General features: G+C 69.7%; 16 protein-coding genes. 11 read left to right on the forward strand and 5 right to left on the reverse strand.

Annotation, left to right across the window (positions count from 1 at the left end; all coding sequences use genetic code 11):
- Window positions 1-5 precede the first annotated feature (5 nt).
- Entirely contained in the window at window positions 6-1,055 is a 1,050-nt protein-coding gene (locus ACIBI5_RS47375) for a hypothetical protein (RefSeq protein WP_397257354.1), read from the reverse strand.
- A gap of 122 nt (window positions 1,056-1,177) precedes the next feature.
- Here ACIBI5_RS47375 and ACIBI5_RS47380 point away from each other — a divergent pair, with 122 nt between their 5' ends.
- Window positions 1,178-2,107, forward strand: coding sequence for an NADP-dependent oxidoreductase (locus tag ACIBI5_RS47380; RefSeq protein WP_397257356.1), 930 nt, complete (start codon window positions 1,178-1,180; stop codon window positions 2,105-2,107).
- Between the two features lie 97 nt (window positions 2,108-2,204).
- On the opposite strand, the gene ACIBI5_RS47385 is transcribed toward ACIBI5_RS47380, so the two are convergent.
- Entirely contained in the window at window positions 2,205-2,372 is a 168-nt protein-coding gene (locus ACIBI5_RS47385) for a DUF3073 domain-containing protein (protein WP_184959274.1), read from the reverse strand.
- 87 nt (window positions 2,373-2,459) lie between these two features.
- Between ACIBI5_RS47385 and ACIBI5_RS47390 the strand changes: the two genes are divergently transcribed.
- Genes ACIBI5_RS47390 through ACIBI5_RS47405 form a run of 4 tightly spaced genes read left to right on the forward strand, consistent with a single transcriptional unit; the run spans window position 2,460 to window position 5,165 of the window.
- Window positions 2,460-2,795 carry an ArsR/SmtB family transcription factor gene (locus tag ACIBI5_RS47390; protein ID WP_397106067.1) on the forward strand — a complete coding sequence of 112 codons (336 nt, stop codon included), beginning with the start codon at window positions 2,460-2,462 and terminating at the stop codon, window positions 2,793-2,795.
- A 37-nt stretch (window positions 2,796-2,832) separates the two neighbouring features.
- Window positions 2,833-3,345 carry a PadR family transcriptional regulator gene (locus tag ACIBI5_RS47395; RefSeq protein ID WP_397257358.1) on the forward strand — a complete coding sequence of 171 codons (513 nt, stop codon included), beginning with the start codon at window positions 2,833-2,835 and terminating at the stop codon, window positions 3,343-3,345.
- A 10-nt stretch (window positions 3,346-3,355) separates the two neighbouring features.
- The gene (locus ACIBI5_RS47400; protein WP_397257360.1) at window positions 3,356-4,234 is read left to right on the forward strand and encodes a 1,4-dihydroxy-2-naphthoyl-CoA synthase; all 879 of its coding nucleotides are present in this window, start codon (window positions 3,356-3,358) and stop codon (window positions 4,232-4,234) included.
- A 7-nt stretch (window positions 4,235-4,241) separates the two neighbouring features.
- Complete coding sequence (locus ACIBI5_RS47405; RefSeq protein WP_397257362.1) at window positions 4,242-5,165, forward strand: aminoglycoside phosphotransferase family protein; 924 nt, start codon at window positions 4,242-4,244, stop codon at window positions 5,163-5,165.
- A gap of 2 nt (window positions 5,166-5,167) precedes the next feature.
- Here the strand turns inward: ACIBI5_RS47405 and ACIBI5_RS47410 are convergent, their stop codons facing one another.
- Both ACIBI5_RS47410 and ACIBI5_RS47415 read right to left on the reverse strand, forming a co-directional pair.
- Window positions 5,168-5,629 carry an HPP family protein gene (locus ACIBI5_RS47410; RefSeq protein ID WP_397257364.1) on the reverse strand — a complete coding sequence of 154 codons (462 nt, stop codon included), beginning with the start codon at window positions 5,627-5,629 and terminating at the stop codon, window positions 5,168-5,170.
- Window positions 5,629-6,483: an alpha/beta fold hydrolase gene (locus ACIBI5_RS47415; RefSeq protein ID WP_397257366.1), complete on the reverse strand. Its 855-nt coding sequence runs from the start codon at window positions 6,481-6,483 to the stop codon at window positions 5,629-5,631. Before ACIBI5_RS47415 ends, ACIBI5_RS47410 begins: the two co-directional genes overlap by 1 nt.
- 88 nt (window positions 6,484-6,571) lie before the next feature.
- Between ACIBI5_RS47415 and ACIBI5_RS47420 the strand changes: the two genes are divergently transcribed.
- Entirely contained in the window at window positions 6,572-7,081 is a 510-nt protein-coding gene (locus ACIBI5_RS47420) for a CGNR zinc finger domain-containing protein (protein WP_397257368.1), read from the forward strand.
- Here ACIBI5_RS47420 and ACIBI5_RS47425 read toward each other — a convergent pair.
- Window positions 7,078-8,001: an NADP-dependent oxidoreductase gene (locus tag ACIBI5_RS47425; RefSeq protein WP_397257370.1), complete on the reverse strand. Its 924-nt coding sequence runs from the start codon at window positions 7,999-8,001 to the stop codon at window positions 7,078-7,080. The two genes, ACIBI5_RS47420 and ACIBI5_RS47425, sit on opposite strands and share 4 nt — an antisense overlap.
- Before the next feature lie 80 nt (window positions 8,002-8,081).
- Here ACIBI5_RS47425 and ACIBI5_RS47430 point away from each other — a divergent pair, with 80 nt between their 5' ends.
- The 5 genes from ACIBI5_RS47430 (at window position 8,082) to ACIBI5_RS47450 (ending at window position 16,357) form a co-directional block, all read left to right on the forward strand.
- Window positions 8,082-8,267 carry a hypothetical protein gene (locus tag ACIBI5_RS47430; RefSeq protein WP_184959265.1) on the forward strand — a complete coding sequence of 62 codons (186 nt, stop codon included), beginning with the start codon at window positions 8,082-8,084 and terminating at the stop codon, window positions 8,265-8,267.
- Window positions 8,268-8,314: 47 nt separating this feature from the next.
- Window positions 8,315-8,806 carry a DUF1269 domain-containing protein gene (locus ACIBI5_RS47435; RefSeq protein ID WP_397106081.1) on the forward strand — a complete coding sequence of 164 codons (492 nt, stop codon included), beginning with the start codon at window positions 8,315-8,317 and terminating at the stop codon, window positions 8,804-8,806.
- 198 nt (window positions 8,807-9,004) lie between these two features.
- Window positions 9,005-9,502: a hypothetical protein gene (locus ACIBI5_RS47440; protein WP_397257372.1), complete on the forward strand. Its 498-nt coding sequence runs from the start codon at window positions 9,005-9,007 to the stop codon at window positions 9,500-9,502.
- Entirely contained in the window at window positions 9,502-11,586 is a 2,085-nt protein-coding gene (locus ACIBI5_RS47445) for an SPFH domain-containing protein (RefSeq protein WP_397257374.1), read from the forward strand. The genes ACIBI5_RS47440 and ACIBI5_RS47445 overlap by 1 nt, the downstream gene beginning before the upstream one ends.
- Window positions 11,587-11,590: 4 nt before the next feature.
- The gene (locus ACIBI5_RS47450) at window positions 11,591-16,357 is read left to right on the forward strand and encodes a DNA repair ATPase (RefSeq protein WP_397257375.1); all 4,767 of its coding nucleotides are present in this window, start codon (window positions 11,591-11,593) and stop codon (window positions 16,355-16,357) included.
- The last annotated feature ends 195 nt before the right edge of the window (window positions 16,358-16,552 follow it).

Here is a 16,552-nt window from a genome sequence, read left to right on the forward strand (position 1 = left end):
AGGGGTCAGGGAGGCGTCTGGGCGGCGTAGGCGGTGGGCAGGAAGCAGGAGATCGTGCCCTGGCCCGGGTCGGTGACGCCGACGGCGACCGGCACGTCCGTGCGGGAGGTGTCGAACGTCATCATGAGCGCGTCGTGGTCGTGGAAGTTGGGGTCGTACAGGGCGAAGGTGACCCCGGTGCCGCTCACGTGGTAGCCCCAGACGAGCACCTGGTGGTTCCTGCCCAGGTCCGCGGGGTTGAGGCTCTTGGTCTTCACCAGGCAGATCGGCCGCGGGAAGCCCTGGTCGATCCAGTCCTTCACCTTCGGCCAGGAGTCCCTGACCATGATGGCCGAGCGGCCCGACATGAGCCCGATCGGCTCGAAGATGCCCTGGTCGGTGTCGGGGTAGGCCGGGTTCATCAGCTTGAGCAGGCTGAGCGGCAGGTCGGGCAGGTCGAAGGAGTCGAACAGCCGCGAGACGAAGTAGTCGAACAGCGGCACTCCTTCACCGGCGGGCGCGACGGTCTGCGCGGGCGCGAGCTGGTTGGACAGGAAGTAGTCCATGGCCGCGTAGACCATGCCGCCGCACAGCCCGTTGGTGGCGTCGCCGATCGGCAGGCTCACCACGCCGAGGTCGAGGTGCTTGAGCGTGGTGCCCTCCGGCCAGGAGTTGTTGAAGTGGAAGCCGTGCAGGCTGGGCCGGAACGCGGTGGTGTGCCACTGCGAGTTCTCCAGCACCCAGGACACCCGGGCGTTCTCGCCGTCGCCGCCGCTGCGCAGCAGCGCCTTGCCCGCGACGCACGCCTCGTTGAACGTGTTGGCCCCGACGAACGGGTTGCTCCAGTGCATCTCGATGATCGGCCCGCCGTCGCCCACGCGGTACTGCACGCGGCCCTCGGTGCCGGTGGCGATGCCGTCCGACTCGCTCTCCCAGCTCACGGTCTCGCCGGGCACGACGGTCTGCGGGGGCTCGATGCCGTTGGTCCAGACGCCGTGCATCAGCGCCTCGAAGTTCTTGCCGAGGATCTCTCCTGTGGTGTTGGTGAAGGTCACCGCCACACTTCTGGCCGCCATGGCCACCACCTCGCTTTTCCGCGGTCGCTTCCTTCGCACCCAGCGTGCGGCCGGTCACGGATGGTGTCGTGAGTACGCCCCTACTCAGGTTGGCGAACCGGACACACGGGCATGTACCTCCCATGCGTGCCATCGCCATCTCCGGCTTCGGGCAAGAACCCGAGCTCATGGAACTGCCGAAACCGACGCCGGGCCCCAACGGCGTCCTCGTGCGGCTCCACGCCGCCGGTCTCAACCCGGTCGACTGGAAGATCGCCGAAGGGGAGTTCAAGACCCCCGGCCAGGCCTTCCCGAAGGTGCTGGGCATCGACGGCGCCGGGGTCGTGGAGGCGGTCGGCCCCGCGGTGTCGGCGTTCCGTCCGGGGGACCAGGTCTACGGCCAGTTCAAGGGCAGCTACGCCGAGTACGCCCTGGCGAGCCCGGTCATCGCGCGCATGCCCGCCGGCATGATCTTCACCCAGGCCGCCGCGGTGCCCATCGCGACCACGACCGCCTACAACATGGTCGAGACGGCCAAGATCGACCAGGGCCGGGTGGTCCTGGTCTCCGGGGCCACGGGCGGCGTCGGCCAGCAGGCGGTGCAGTTCGCCGCCAACGCCGGCGCCAAGGTCGTCGCCACGGCCACCGCCGACATGGCCGAGCACATGCGCGGGATCGGCGCCGCCGAACTCGTCGACCACACCCTGCGCCCGGTCGCCGAGCAGGTGCTGCAGCTTCACCCCGGCGGCATCGACGTGGTGCTCGACACGGTGAGCACCGACCCGGCCGCGCTGGAACAACTCGCCCAGACGGTACGGCCCGGCGGCACGGTGGTCACCACGGTCTTCTCCGCGGACCCCGCGGCCCTGGCGGCCAGGGAGATCACCGGAGTCAACCTCGACAACAAGGCCTCGGCCGAACTCCTGGACCTGCTGGCCGACCTGATCGACGCGGGCCGGATCAAGGTCCACATCGACGACCTGGTGCCCCTGTCCGCCGCCGCGACGGCGCTGGCCAAGAACAAGGCCGGCCGTTCACGCGGCAAGACCGTGATCGAGATTCAGCCCCGATAAGCGGTCGTGCCGACCTGGAGCCCGAGACGCGAGAAGGCCGTGTCGCGCCGCCCGGTCCCTTCCCGGACGGCTGGCACACGGCTCCTTCGCACCCGCCTCAACGGGCGGGCTCGGACTCCTGGTCATGCGGTACGCCAGAGCCCTCATCATGCGACGTGTCCGCAGACAACTCCCTGCGCAACGCGTCGATGTCCATGTGTTGGCTGGTGTACTTCAGCTCGCGAGCGACCTTGGTCTGCTTCGCCTTCTGTCTTCCTCGGCCCATGGCAACTCCCTATTCCCCGGGTGTCATCCTAACCAACGACATTGCGACTTGAACAATTATGCAACTGCACTGGATTAGCCTGGACGCATGCCCGTCCCGCTCTACCAGGCCAAGGCCGACTTCTTCCGGACGCTCGGGCACCCCGCTCGCATAAGGGTGCTGGAACTTCTCCAGGAGGGGCCGCTTCCGGTCCGGGATCTCCTGGCCCAGATCGACATCGAGGCATCGAGCCTGTCACAGCAGCTCGCCGTACTCCGCAGGGCAGGGGTCGTGAGCGCCGAGAGGGAAGGCAGCACCGTCGTCTACTCCCTGGCCACGCCCGAACTGGCCGACCTGCTCGACGCGGTCCGCCGCATCCTCACCGAGATGCTGGTGGACCAGGGCGAACTGCTGGCCGAGCTGAGGGCGGAAGCGCACGGCTGAGCCGAACGTTCCACTTGAGATATGTCACTATAGGAACATGAGTCTTCGCCATGGTGTGCTGGGCCTGCTCTCCGAGGGGCCCGCGAGCGGATATGACCTGCTCAAGCTCTTCGACGCGTCCTTGGGCAACGTCTGGCCGGCCACGCAGAGCCAGCTCTACACCGAGCTCGGCAGGCTCGCCGAGGCCGGTCTGGTCAGCGTGTCGGCGGAGGGTCCGCGCGGCCGCAAGGAGTACTCCGTCACCGAAGAGGGCCTGGCCGAGCTGCGCCGGTGGATCACCGACGTGGAGCCGGTCGGGACCATCCGCAGCGACATGCTCCTGCGCGTCTTCTTCCTGGCCCAGGTCGACCCCGAGCAGGCGCGCGGCTACATCCGCCGCCAGGCCGAGATCGGCCGCAAGAACCTTGAGCACCTGGAGAGCATCCGCGAGTTCGTCGAGGGCGGCGCCGACAACCTCTCCGTGTACGGCCGGATCGCCCTGGAGTGGGGCCTGCGCTTCACCAGGACGCAGGAGGAGTGGGCCGAATGGGCCGAGAAACAGATCCGTTAGGCTCGCCGTCATGGTCTCCGAGCTGTTCGATCCCCAGGCGTGGAAGGAAGTCGAAGGCTTCGACTTCGCCGACATCACTTACCACCGCGCCGTCGACCAGGGCACGGTGCGGATCGCGTTCAACCGCCCCGAGGTGCGCAACGCCTTCCGCCCGCAGACCGTCGACGAGCTCTACCGCGCCTTCGACCACGCCCGCCAGAGCGTCGACGTGGGCTGCGTCCTGCTCACCGGCAACGGCCCCTCGCCCAAGGACGGCGGCTGGGCCTTCTGCTCCGGCGGCGACCAGCGCATCCGCGGCAAGGACGGCTACCAGTACGCCGACGGGACCCCGGCCACCGGCCGCCTGCACATCCTTGAGGTGCAGCGCCTCATCCGCTTCATGCCGAAGATCGTCATCTGCGTCGTCCCCGGCTGGGCCGCGGGCGGCGGGCACAGCCTGCACGTCGTGGCCGACCTGACGCTGGCCTCGCGCGAGCACGCCCGCTTCAAGCAGACCGACGCCGACGTGGCCAGCTTCGACGGCGGATTCGGCTCCGCCTACCTCGCCCGCCAGGTCGGGCAGAAGTTCGCCAGGGAGATCTTCTTCCTCGGCGACACCTACACCGCCGAGGACGCCCACCGCATGGGCATGGTCAACGCCGCCGTCCCCCACGCCGAGCTGGAGAGCACGGCCCTGGAGTGGGCGCGGAAAATCAATGGCAAGTCGCCCACCGCGCAGCGCATGCTGAAGTACTCCTTCAACCTCATCGACGACGGCCTGGTCGGACAGCAGGTCTTCGCGGGTGAGGCGACCCGGCTGGCGTACATGACGGACGAGGCGGCGGAGGGTCGCGATTCGTTCCTGGAGAAGCGCGAGCCCGACTGGTCGCCCTTCCCCTGGCATTTCTAGGACGTTTGTGACGAAGATCGAAATACCCGCCAAGCTCATCAGCAACCACGACGAGATCGGCGAGGGCGAGGAGGGCGGACCCACCTGGATCGCCGGACTGCCCGCCCTGGCCGGGCGTTACCTCGACGAGTGGGGGCTACGGCTCGACGGAGACCCGATGCACGGGTACGTCTCGCTGGTCCTCCCCGTGACCGGGCCCGACGGCGTACCGGCCGCGCTCAAGCTGCAGCCGGTCAACGACGAGAACGCCAGCGAGGCCATGGGCCTGAAGGTCTGGAACGGCGACGCCATGGTCCGCCTCCTGGATGAGGATCCCTCCACCGGCACGCTGCTGCTCGAACGGCTGGAGGGCCATCGCACCCTGGCGACGGTCGCCGACGACACCAAGGCCCTGACGATCCTGGCCGACCTGCTGGCCCGCCTCGTGGCCTACCCGGCGCCCGAGGGCATGCGCCGCCTGGCCGACATCGCCCAGGACATGATCGACGAGACCCCCGACGCGGTGGCCGCCCTGGCCAAGGAGAGCGACCGTGCGTGGCTGAAGACGTGCGCCTCGGTCGTCGCCGAACTGGTCACCGAGCCGGGTGATCGGCTGCTGCACTGGGACATGCACTACGAGAACGTCCTGGCCGCCGGGCGCGAGCCGTGGCTGGCCATCGACCCCAAGCCGCTGGCCGGCGACCCGGGCTTCGACCTGTGGCCCGCCCTGGACAACCGCTGGGAGGACGTCGTGGCCACCGGCGACGTGCACCGCGCCGTACGCCGGCGGTTCGACCTGCTGGTCGACCGGCTCGCGCTCGACCCCAAGCGAGCCGCCGGCTGGACGTACGGCCGGCTCCTGCAGAACGCCCTGTGGGACGTCCAGGACGGCGAGACCGAGCTGGACGAGGACCAGCTGGCGATCGCCGAGGCACTGCGCCCGCGCCTGTGACCTCACCTCCAGGAAGCCGGGTAGCTGTGGCCGGGTAGCAGCTTCCCGAGCACCACCCCACCGGCGATCACGACGGCGCTGGCGAGGATGACCGGGTTGAGCAGGTAGAGCGGCTCGGGAGCGGTGAGCCCGACCAGCGCCGCGGTCGCGCCGGCGGGCGGATGCGGCGCCTTGAGCAGCATCATCGGCGCCGTCGACAGGGCGGCGGCCACGGCCGCCGTCCACACCGAAGGCCCCGCGACCGACGTGATGAGCAGCGCCAGCGCCGTCGCGCTGACGTGCCCGAGCACGATGCTGCGCGGCTGCGCGAACGGCGCGGCCGGGGCCAGCGCCACGATCCCCGCCGTGGCCGCGAACGGCAGGGCGAACAACGCCAGGCCGGTGGCGCTGGTGATCCCGGCCAGCAACAGGAGCCCGGCCAGGGCCGCGGTCGTCGCGCTGACCACGTTCTTCAACGGCGGCATCAGTCCGACAGCCCGCGCAGGAAGTCGCGAATCAGGGCGGCGCTCTGGCTCAGCCGCGTCGTGAGCGGGAAATGCCCGGCGTCCAGCAGGTGGATGCGGGCCTCCTTCACGTCGCGGGCGTAGGCGCGGGCGCCGTCCGGGCCGAAGATCTCATCGCCCCTGCCCCAGACCGCCAGCAGCGGCGGCTGGTGGGTGCGCAGGTACTCCTGCCAGGACGGGTAGCGGCCGGGGTTGACGCCGTAGTCGAGGAAGAGCGCGAGCTGGATCTCCTGGTTGCCGGGCCGGTCGAGCAGCGCCTGGTCGAAGGCCTCATGGTCGGGGTTGACCAGGGAGGTGTCGGGGACGCCGTGGGTGTACTGCCAGTGGGTGGCCTCACGGGTCAGCAGGGCGCGCAGGGCGTCGCCGTTGTCCTTGGAGGGGTCGGCCCAGTAGGCGCGGATCTGGTCCCAGAACGGGGTCAGGCCCTCGTCGTAGGCGTTGCCGTTCTGGGTGACGATGCCGGTGATGCGCTCGGGGTGGCGCAGCGCGAGGCGGAAGCCGACCGGGGCGCCGTAGTCGTGCACGTAGATGGCGTACCGGTCGACGCCGATGGAGTCCAGGAGCTGGTCCACGACGTCGGCCAGGTGGTCGAAGGTGTAGTCCCAGGCGTCGGCGGCCGGGGCCGAGCTGTGGCCGAAGCCCGGGTAGTCGGGGGCGATCAGATGGAACTCCCCGGCCAGCTCGCCGATCAGCTCCTGGTAGGCGATCGACGAGGTCGGGAAGCCGTGCAGCAGGACGAGCGTGGGCGCCGACGGGTCTCCGGCCTCGCGGTAGAAGACGTTCAGTCCCTCGACGACTGCGGTGCGGTAGCGCATGGTCACTCCTTAACCATCAAAACGCGATTTGATGGTTAAGTGATAGCATGGCAATGATTAACCGGTCAAACTGATTTGAGAGGCTAGGATGAAGATCCGGCCGCTGCGCGGGGAGCCCGTCGGTCTTGACCTGGTCGACACCACCTGGATGTGGCAGGGGGAGCTGGTCGACCAGTTCGACACGGCCGAGGGGGTCGAGGCGTGGCTCGCCGACCACGGGCTGCCGGGCGGATCGGGCGCGCGGGAGCGGCTGGTCGAGGCGCGGGCCGCCATGCGCGACGCGCTCGAAGGGCGGGGGCACCAGCGGCTCAACGCGGTGCTGGCCCACGGGAGCGTGCGGCCCCAGGTCGGGGCGGGCGGGCCGTACGAGATGGTGGTCGTGGACGAGCCCGGGTGGCACGCGCCGTGGGTGGCGGCCGCCGACCTCGTGCGCGTCATGGGCGGGCGGGTCAAGCACTGCGCGAACCCGCGGTGCGTGCTGTGGTTCCTGGATGTGAGCAAGAACGGCAGCCGCCGCTGGTGCTCCATGGACGTGTGCGGCAACCGGGCCAAGGTCGGGCGCTTCAACGACCGCAAGCGCCCGACCGGCACCTCCTAAGGGATCACGATGGCGATCTTGCCGCGGCCGTGGCCGGTCTCCATCTCGCGGTGCGCGTCGGCGGCCTCGGACAGGTGGTAGGTGCTGCGGATGTGGTACTTGAACTCGCCCGCGGCCACCAGAGCGGCATAGCGGCCCAGGCGCTCGGCCAGCCGTTCGCCCACCGTCGTGCGGATGCCGAGCCCGGCGGCCTTGTCGTGCTCGAACAGGGTGAGGATGCGGTCGCGATCCGCCACCAGTTCCAGCGAGACCTCCAGCGCCTCGCCGCCGGCGCCGTCCAGGGCCGCGGTGACGCCGCCCGGGGCCAGCGCGCGCACCCGGTCGGCGAGGCCGGGGCCGTACTCGACCGGGATCGCGCCGAGGTCGCGCAGGTAGTCGTGGTTGACCGCGCGGGCGGTGCCGATGACCGTGGCGCCGCGCCGGCGGGCGATCTGCGTGGCGGCGCCGCCCACGGATCCGGCCGCGCCGTGGATCAGCAGCGTGTCCCCCGATCCGATCGCCAGGTTGTCGATGGCGATCTCGGCCGTCTGCACGCCCGCGGTCATCGCCCCCGCCACCTCCCAGGCGAGCCCGGCCGGCTTCGGCGTGACCGCGGCGGAGGGCACGACCGCGTACTCGGCGTAGGCGTTGAGCTGCGTGAAGCCCAGCACTTCCGCGCCGATCGCGAAGCCGGTCACGCCCTCGCCCACCTGGTCGATCACTCCGGCGAACTCGTTGCCGGGAATCCGCGGCAGGTCGCCGGCGATGCCCGGCGGGGTCCATCCGGCGCGTACCGCGGTGTCGTACGGCTGCACGCCCGCGGCCTTCACCCGCACCCGGACCTGTCCCGGGCCCGCCTGCGGCGCGGGCAGTTCCATGACCTTCAACACCTCTGGGCCGCCGAACTCGGCGAACGCCGCCGCCTTCATCACTTCGCTCATGCCGACGAGCCTGCATCCTCAACTTTGCTTGAGGTCAACCCCGTGACTTAAACTTCCCGCCAAAGGAAGGGCAAGCGACCATGCAGAAGATCGTCCACGTCAGACCCCTCGACGACGCCATCGGTCACGAGGAGTCGCACGACTGCCCGTGCGGCCCGACCGGTCAGGGCGTGCACAACTCCGCCACCAAGAAGATGGTCGGCGTGATCTTCCACCACCACGGGCTCCAGCCGTGCCACGAATGGGAAGCATCCGACCTCGCGTAGCCATCTGTGTACTATCGGTGAGGAGCTCATAGAAATCGGGGGACGGCATGAGCAACCTCATCGTCATCGACTATCCGGACGTCGCGACCGCGGAGACCGTGCGTACGCGGCTGTTCGAGCTGCAGAAGCAGAACCTCATCACGCTTGAGGACGCGGCCATCGTCGAGCGCAAGGACGACGGCAAGATCAAACTTCACCAGACCACCAGCACCACCGGCGTGGGCGCGGCCGGCGGCGCGCTGTGGGGCGGCCTCATCGGGCTGCTGTTCTTCATGCCACTGCTGGGCATGGCACTCGGCGCGGCCGCGGGCGCGGCGGGCGGCGCCCTCACCGACGTGGGCGTCAACGACGACTTCATGAAGGAACTCGGCGAGAAGATGCCCCCGGGCACCGCCGCCCTCTTCCTCCTGGTCCGCCAGAGCACGCCGGACAAGGTCATCGAGCAGATCGCGCAGTACGGCGGCGAGATCATCAAGACCTCGCTCAGCACCGAGGACGAGAAGCACCTCAAGGAGGCCGTCGCGGCCGCGCGCGCCTGACCTTCCGCCCAAGGAGCGACCGGGTTTCCGGTCGCTCTTTCGCATATACGGCGCGGCAAACCTGCCCATAACGGGAACTTTCCGCTTTACTTCGTCTTTACCTGTATAGAGTCCGACGGGGGATGTACCAGGGGGAAGATGTCTGAGTTCTTACAAGCCGTGCTGGGTTTTCCGACAGTCCTTTTCAGCTTTCTGCTCGTGATCGTCGTCGCCTACTGGGTGACCGCGCTCACCGGGCTTCTGGACCTGGACGACGTCGACGCCTCCTGGCTCGGACTGGCAGGTGCGCCCGCCGGAGTGACGCTGTCGATCGTGATCACGCTGGGCTGGCTGCTCAGCCTGATCGGCGGCCAGCTCGTCTCCGCGCCGCACCTGCTGATCGCCGTGCTCATCGTGGCCCTGGCCGGCGGCTGGTTCGGCGCCCGCCTGCTGGTCGTGCCGCTTCGCCGCCTGTATCCCGACGAGCGCGGCCCCTCGCGCCACGACTTCGTCGGCCGGCACTGCGTGATCCGCACCGGACAGGTCACCTCCGACTTCGGCCAGGCCGAGGTCACCGCCGCCGACGGGTCCTCCGCCGTCGTCCAGGTCAGGACGACCGGCGACGACCGCCTCTCCCGCGGCGACAACGCCCTCATCTTCGACTATTCCTCCTCCGGGGAATTCTTCCTGGTCATGCCCTATGAAAGGGACCACTGATGGGTGTCATCTCCCTTGGCCTGGCGATCACGCTGGCCGCCGCCCTGCTCATCGTCATCGCGATCCTCGTGGTCATCAGCCGTCTCTTCCACAAGGTGGAGCAGGGCAAGGCGCTGATCATCTCGAAGGTCAACCGGGTCGACGTGACGTTCACGGGCGCCGTCGTGCTGCCCGTCGTGCACAAGTCCGAGACCATGGACATCTCGGTGAAGACGATGGAGATCGTCAGGTCCGGCCGTGAAGGACTGATCTGCCGCGACAACATCAGGGCCGACATCCGCATCACGTTCTTCGTCCGGGTCAACAAGACCGCCGAGGACGTCATCAAGGTGGCCCAGGCCATCGGCACCGCGCGGGCCAGCGGCGAGGAGACGTTGCAGGAGCTGTTCAACGCCAAGTTCTCCGAGGCGCTCAAGACCGCCGGCAAGCACCTGGACTTCGTCGACCTCTACACCAAGCGCGACGAGTTCCGCGACGAGATCCTCCGGCTCATCGGCACCGACCTCAACGGCTACAGCCTTGAGGACGCCGCGATCGACTACCTCGAGCAGACGCCCCTCCACAACCTGGACAAGTCCAACATCCTCGACGCGCAGGGCATCCGCAAGATCACCGAGCTCACGGCCATCGAGCACGTGCGGACCAACGAGTTCCAGCGCAACGAGGAGAAGGAGATCACCCGCCAGAACGTGGACGCCCGCGAGGCGATCCTGGAGCTGGAACGCCGCCAGGCCGACGCCGAGACCAAGCAGAAGCGCGAGATCGAGACCATGAGGGCGCGCGAGGAGGCCGAGACCGCCCGCGTGCAGGCCGAGGAGCGGCTCAAGGCCCAGGCCGCCAACATCAAGACGGACGAGCAGCTCGGCGTCCAGCACGAGAACCGCGCCCGCGAGGTCGCCGTCGCCGAGAAGAACAAGGAACGCGTGATCGCGATCGAGACCGAGCGGATCGAGAAGGACCGCATGCTGGAGGTCATCGCCCGCGAACGCGAGACCGAGCTGTCGCGCATCTCCAAGGACAAGGAGGTCGAGACCGAGAAGCGCTCGATCGCCGAGGTCGTGCGCGAGCGCATCGCGGTCGACAAGACCGTCGCCGAGCAGGAGGAGAACATCAAGCGGCTGCGCGCGGTCGAGGAGGCCGAGCGGCTGCGCCAGACCACGATCATCGCCGCCGAGGCGGAAGCCCAGGAGAACCTGGTCAAGGACATCAAGGCGGCCGAGGCCGCCGAGGCGGCCTCCAAGTTCCGCGCCCGCGAGGAGCTCGTGCTCGCCGAGGCCAGGCAGCAGGCCGCCGACCTCGACGCCCGCGCCAAGATCCGGCTCGCGGAAGGCGTCCAGGCCGAGAGCGCCGCGGCGGGGCTGGCCGACGTGCAGGTGAAGGAGCGCGACGCGGCGGCGATCGAGAAGGTCGGCCGCGCCGAGGCGATGGTGCTGAGCGAGCGGCTGCGCGCCGAGGCCGAAGGCGCCAAGGCGATGGCGCTGGTCGAGGGCGAGCGGCTCAAGGCCCGCGCCGAGGGCGAGCAGGCCCTCGCGCTCGCCGCCGCCGCGGCCGTCGGCGAGAAGCTCAAGGCCGAGGCCGAGGGTCTGACCGAGAAGGCCGCCGCGCTGGCCGCGCTGGACGAGGCCTCGCGTACGCACGAGGAGTACCGCCTGCGGCTGGAGGCCGACAAGGAGATCCACCTCAAGCGCATCGACGTGCAGGCGAAGGTCGCCGAGTCGCAGGCGAGCGTGCTGGCGGCGGGGCTGTCCAAGGCCGACATCGACATCGTGGGCGGCGACACGATGTTCTTCGACAGGGTCGTGGGCTCGATCACCGCGGGCAAGGCGGTCGACGGGTTCGTGGAGCACTCGGCCGTGGCCAGGACGCTGGCGGCGCCGTACCTCAACGGGTCGGCGAGCCTGCCCGCGGACCTCGCGGCGATCGTCGGCGGGATCGGCACCGAGGACCTCAAGAACGTCACCGTGTCCGCGCTGCTCATGCAGATGATCCAGAGCGGTGGGCCGGAGGCGAAGCTGAACGAGCTTCTGGAGACCGCGCGCAGACTCGGCGTCGCCGACTCCTCGGTCGCCGCGCTGAGGGCCTGAGCGCATGGCGGATCTTGAGGCGGGCACCTATGAGGTGCTCAGGAACCGCCTTCAGTCGCAGGCCAAGCTGCTGGCGCAGGCCGCGGAGGCGGTCAACGACGAGCGGCTGAAGGTCTTCGGCGGCGCCGAGCTCACGCTGCTCGGCACGGAACGGATCAGGACCGGGAACAACTGCGTGCCCAGGGACATCGTCTCCGTCGGGGAGGTGATGGTGTTCGGGTACAACGTTTTCATCGGACTCAAGCCGGAGACGGCTGTGGACGACGTGTTCTCCGTCCACAGGTTCACGCGCGACGGCGAAGCGTTCCGGTTCGATCCGGCACAGTGGGAGGCGCTCACCGACCCCGCCTTCCAGAAGGACTTCGCCGAGTTGTACCGGTACTACAAGGAGACCCGCCTGCAGACCCTGCGGCGGGTCGAGGGCAAGCTGCTGGCGGTCTTCCAGACCGGGCCGAGCGACAGCAAGGTCCTGCGCTGGGACCTGTCCGGCAAATACCTCGACAACCGGGGCGAGCGCGACCACGTGTTCCCGGCGTCCCATGACTTCGAGTGGACCGTCACCAACCGCGACGACCACGTCCTGGGCCGCCACCCGCACATCTCCATCGAGGGCGAGGTCTTCGTCGAGACCGTCGGCGGCGACCTGACCATCAAGGTCGAGGACAACACCGAGAGCGGCCACGGGATCTACTCCGAGCCGGTCACCGAGCCGCTGCAGTCGCTGGCCGACGCGGACGTCTCCTACGCGCGGGTCGGTCCGCTCATCCTGCTGCGCATCCGGCCGTACAAGGAGCCGGAGTGGCGGCACCTGGTGTTCAACACCCGGACCAAGACGGTGGTCAGGCTCGACGGCATCGGCCAGGCCTGCCAGCGGCTGCCGGAGGACCAGGGGCTGATCTTCCCCGGCGGCTACTACCTGGCGACCGGGGTCAGCAAGACGTTCGACCTCGACGTCAGCGAGCTGGAGTTCGAGCGCGTGGTCCGCTCGCCCAACGGGGAGGACGTGCTCTACGTCTTCCACGCCCGGGGCGACGGGAGGTCGTTGCTGCTGCCGTACAACGTGATCAGGAAGGAGGTGGCCAACCCCATCCCGTGCCACGGGTTCAGCCTGTTCGACGACGGCACGATGGTGGTCTTCCGCGCCACCTCCGACGAACCGACCCGGGTCCATCCCATGCAGGTGTGGCAGACGCCGTACGTCTCCGACACCTACGCCGCCGCCCAGCCCACCGGCTCGGGGCCACTGGAGCGCATCGGCAACGCCGAGCTGGTCCGCGGCATCTCCGACTGCCTGTCCGTGGCGCGCATGGTCGAGGAGATGTCGCCGTCAGCGGCGACCTTCGAGGCGCTGATCGCCGCCTGCGAGCGGGCCTTCGACCACTACCACTGGCTCGGTGAGCACGGGCTGCGCGCCCCGCTCACCGACGTACGCGCGACCGCCGGCCAGGTGCTCGACGAGTACGAGAACGTCGAGCAGCTGACCGCGCAGGCCGCGCGGACACTGGCCGCCACCGAGGAGGAGACCGTCACCCTCGTCCGGCAGGCCCGCGGCGACCTGCCGGCGAGCGCCGACGCCTGGGTCAGCCTGCTGGCCACGCTGCGCCGCGCGCAGGGGCGGCTGGTGACGCTGCGCGAGGTCCGCTACCTCGACCTCACCCGGCTCGACTCGCTGGCCGGCGAGCTGGCGGCCGAGCTGAAGGAGACCGGCACGCGCGCGGTCGCGTTCCTGCAGGGTCCCGACGCCTTCACCGGCTACCACGGCGCGGTCGAGCGGCTCGCCGCCGACGCGGGCGCGATCGCCACCGTGGCCGACGCCGTGCCGGTGTCGGAGCTGCTGGCCGACCAGGCCGAGGGGCTTGAGGTGGTCACCGAAGTGGTCGGTTCGCTCGACATCGCCGACGCCACCGTGCGCACCTCCATCCTGGAGCGCATCGCCGAGGTGCTCGGCGGCGTCAACCACGCCCGCGCGGTGCTGGAGGGCCGGCGCAGGGAGCTGCTGTCCAGCGAGGGGCGGGCCGCCTTCGCCGCCGAGTTCGCTCTGCTCGGGCAGGCGATCACCGGCGCGCTGGCCATGGCCGACACCCCGGAGCGCTGCGACGAGCAGCTCGGCAAGCTCATGCTGCAGCTGGAGGGGCTCGAATCCCGCTTCGGGGAGTTCGACGACTTCGCCGCCCAGCTCAGCACCAAGCGGGAGGACGTCTACGAGGCGTTCTCCGCGCGCAAGCAGGGCCAGCTCGACGAGCGTGCCCGCCGCGCCGACCGGGTCTTCGCCTCGGCCGAGCGCATCCTGGGCAGCGTCGCCAGGCGGGTGGCCGGGCTGGCCTCGCTCGACGAGGTCAACACCTACTTCGCCACCGACCCGATGGTCGCCAAGCTCCAGTCGGTCTCCGCCGAGCTGCGTACCCTGGGCGACCCGGTGCGCGCGGAAGAGCTCGACGGCCGGGTCAAGGCCGCCCAGCAGGAGGCCGGACGCTCGCTGCGCGACCGGCTCGACCTGTTCGACGCGGGCGGCGAGACGCTGCGGCTGGGGCGCCACCGCTTCGCGGTCAACACCCAGCCCGTCGACCTCACGCTGGTCCCCCACGACGGCACGATGCAGTTCGCCATCACCGGCACCGACTACCGGGCGGCGGTCCCGTCCGACTTCGCCGACACCCGCCCGTTCTGGGACCAGTTGCTCGTCTCGGAGACGCCCGAGGTCTACCGCGCCGAGCACCTGGCCGCCGCACTTCTCGACACCGCCGACCTCCCCTCGGCGGATCTCGTACGGCGGGCCGCCGAGGAACGCTACGACGAGGGCTACGAACGCGGCGTCCACGACCACGACGCCACCCTGATCCTCGACGCCCTGGTCCGCCTGCGCGACGGCGCCGGGCTGCTGCGCTACTCCCCCGCGGCCAGAGCGGCGGCGCAGCTCTTCTGGGCCTTCCACACGGACGAGGTTTCACGTAAAACATTCACCACCAGAGCGTCTTCCCTGGTCAGAGCGCGTGAGGCGTTCGGCGCTCACGAGGCCGTGGCCGCCCTGGCCGAGGAACTGTCGTCCCTGATCACCGCCGCCCCCGGCGTGGCCCGGCTGGCCGGGGAGTATCTCGTGGAGGAGCTGGCCACCACTCCGGCCGGCTTCGTCACCAGCAAGGCGGCCCGTTCGGTGATGGACAACTTCCGCGCCCGGCTGGGCCCGGCGGCGCAGCGCTCGTTCGAGGACGATCTCAGGTCCTTGGAGCCGCCCGCGCGCATCCAGCTCGCCGAGGCCTGGCTGGGCGCCTTCGACCGGTCACCCGAGCTGCCCGAGGCCATAGCCCTGCAGCTCTGCGGCGACCTGCCCCGCTACGACTCCAGCGCGAGCGTCAGCGCCGTGGTCGAGGGCCTGCTCGGCGCCCATCCGCGCATCACCGAGCGCACGCTGCCGCTCCGGCTCGACGAGATCCTCACCAGGACCAGGACGTTCGCCGCCGAACGTGTCCCCGCCTTCCGGGCGTACCAGAAGCGCCGCGTCGAGCTGGTCGCGGCCGAGCGCGATCGCCTGCGGCTGGACGAGTACAAGCCCAAGGTCATGAGCGCCTTCGTGCGCAACCGCCTGCTCGACGAGGTCTACCTGCCGCTCATCGGCGACAACCTGGCCAAGCAGCTCGGCGCGGCGGGAGCGGGCAAACGCACCGACCAGATGGGCCTCCTGCTGCTCATCTCACCGCCCGGCTACGGCAAGACCACCCTCATGGAGTACGTGGCCAGCCGCCTGGGCCTCGTCTTCGTCAAGGTCAACGGCCCGGCGCTGGGCCACGCCATCACCTCGCTCGACCCGGAGGAGGCCCCCGACGCCACCTCCAGGCAGGAGGTCGAGAAGATCTCCTTCGCGCTGGAGACCGGCAACAACACGCTCCTCTACCTCGACGACATCCAGCACACCTCGCCCGAACTGCTGCAGAAGTTCATCTCGCTGTGCGACGCCCAGCGCCGCATCGAAGGCGTCTGGAACGGCCGCACCCGCACCTACGACCTGCGCGGCAAGCGCTTCGCCGTGTGCATGGCCGGAAACCCGTACACCGAGTCCGGCAAGCGCTTCCGCATCCCCGACATGCTCGCCAACCGGGCCGACGTGTGGAACCTCGGCGACGTGCTCTCCGGCCGCGACGAGCTGTTCGCGCTCAGCTACGTGGACAACGCCCTCACCTCCAACCCCGTCCTGGCCCCGCTCTCCACCCGCGACCGCTCCGACGTCGAACTGCTCGTACGGCTGGCGCGCGGCGACCAGGCGGTCCGCTCCGACCAGCTCAAGCACCCCTACTCCAAGGTCGAGCTGGACCAGATCCTGTCCGTGCTGGCCAAGCTGGTGCGGGTGCAGGAGGTGGTGCTGGCCAACAACCAGGCGTACATCGCCTCGGCGGCGCAGTCGGACGACGCGCGCACCGAGCCGCCGTACAAGCTGCAGGGCTCCTACCGGAACATGAACAAGCTGGCCGAGCGGATCGTGCCCGCCATGAACGACGCCGAACTGGAGGCGGTGATCGACGACCACTACGTCGGCGAGGCCCAGACGCTCACCTCCGACGCCGAGGCCAACCTGCTCAAGCTCGCCGAGCTCAGGGGCCGCCTGACACCGGAACAGCAGGAGCGCTGGACCGCCATCAAGGCCGCGTACCTGCGTACGAGGGCGTTGGGCGGGGCCGAGGACGACCCGGTGACCCGGACAGTGGGCGCCATCGGCCTCCTGACGGACCGCGTCACCGACATCACCACCGCAATCCGCCAATCCACCCCCGAACCCTGACGATAAGCACCACGCCGCCTACGCCCCGCCGCCCCACCCACCCGGGCAACGGGGCAACGGGCGCGCGTGACCACGCGACTCCCCTTGTCCGACGCGTGAGCAGGTCATCCGTCAGCCCGCCTGGCTCGCCCCGGCCGCCCACCATGCCCCGCGCCCACCATGCCCCGCGCCCACCTTGCCCCGCGCTTGCCTTCC

Origin of the sequence: Nonomuraea sp. NPDC050540 (genome assembly GCF_044457485.1) — a bacterium.
In the GTDB taxonomy this organism is placed as follows: Bacteria; Actinomycetota; Actinomycetes; order Streptosporangiales; family Streptosporangiaceae; genus Nonomuraea.

What these genes read in the sequence shown, in the direction of transcription:
- ACIBI5_RS47445 (WP_397257374.1), top strand. Translation starts at nt 9,502, where the DNA reads ATGGGTGTCATCTCCCTTGGCCTGGCGATCACGCTGGCCGCCGCCCTG.
- ACIBI5_RS47420 (WP_397257368.1), top strand. Translation starts at nt 6,572, where the DNA reads ATGAAGATCCGGCCGCTGCGCGGGGAGCCCGTCGGTCTTGACCTGGTC.
- ACIBI5_RS47415 (WP_397257366.1), bottom strand. Translation starts at nt 6,483, where the DNA reads ATGCGCTACCGCACCGCAGTCGTCGAGGGACTGAACGTCTTCTACCGC.
- ACIBI5_RS47385 (WP_184959274.1), bottom strand. Translation starts at nt 2,372, where the DNA reads ATGGGCCGAGGAAGACAGAAGGCGAAGCAGACCAAGGTCGCTCGCGAG.
- ACIBI5_RS47430 (WP_184959265.1), top strand. Translation starts at nt 8,082, where the DNA reads ATGCAGAAGATCGTCCACGTCAGACCCCTCGACGACGCCATCGGTCAC.
- ACIBI5_RS47375 (WP_397257354.1), bottom strand. Translation starts at nt 1,055, where the DNA reads ATGGCGGCCAGAAGTGTGGCGGTGACCTTCACCAACACCACAGGAGAG.
- ACIBI5_RS47410 (WP_397257364.1), bottom strand. Translation starts at nt 5,629, where the DNA reads ATGCCGCCGTTGAAGAACGTGGTCAGCGCGACGACCGCGGCCCTGGCC.
- ACIBI5_RS47390 (WP_397106067.1), top strand. Translation starts at nt 2,460, where the DNA reads ATGCCCGTCCCGCTCTACCAGGCCAAGGCCGACTTCTTCCGGACGCTC.
- ACIBI5_RS47435 (WP_397106081.1), top strand. Translation starts at nt 8,315, where the DNA reads ATGAGCAACCTCATCGTCATCGACTATCCGGACGTCGCGACCGCGGAG.
- ACIBI5_RS47425 (WP_397257370.1), bottom strand. Translation starts at nt 8,001, where the DNA reads ATGAGCGAAGTGATGAAGGCGGCGGCGTTCGCCGAGTTCGGCGGCCCA.
- ACIBI5_RS47450 (WP_397257375.1), top strand. Translation starts at nt 11,591, where the DNA reads ATGGCGGATCTTGAGGCGGGCACCTATGAGGTGCTCAGGAACCGCCTT.
- ACIBI5_RS47395 (WP_397257358.1), top strand. Translation starts at nt 2,833, where the DNA reads ATGAGTCTTCGCCATGGTGTGCTGGGCCTGCTCTCCGAGGGGCCCGCG.
- ACIBI5_RS47380 (WP_397257356.1), top strand. Translation starts at nt 1,178, where the DNA reads ATGCGTGCCATCGCCATCTCCGGCTTCGGGCAAGAACCCGAGCTCATG.
- ACIBI5_RS47400 (WP_397257360.1), top strand. Translation starts at nt 3,356, where the DNA reads ATGGTCTCCGAGCTGTTCGATCCCCAGGCGTGGAAGGAAGTCGAAGGC.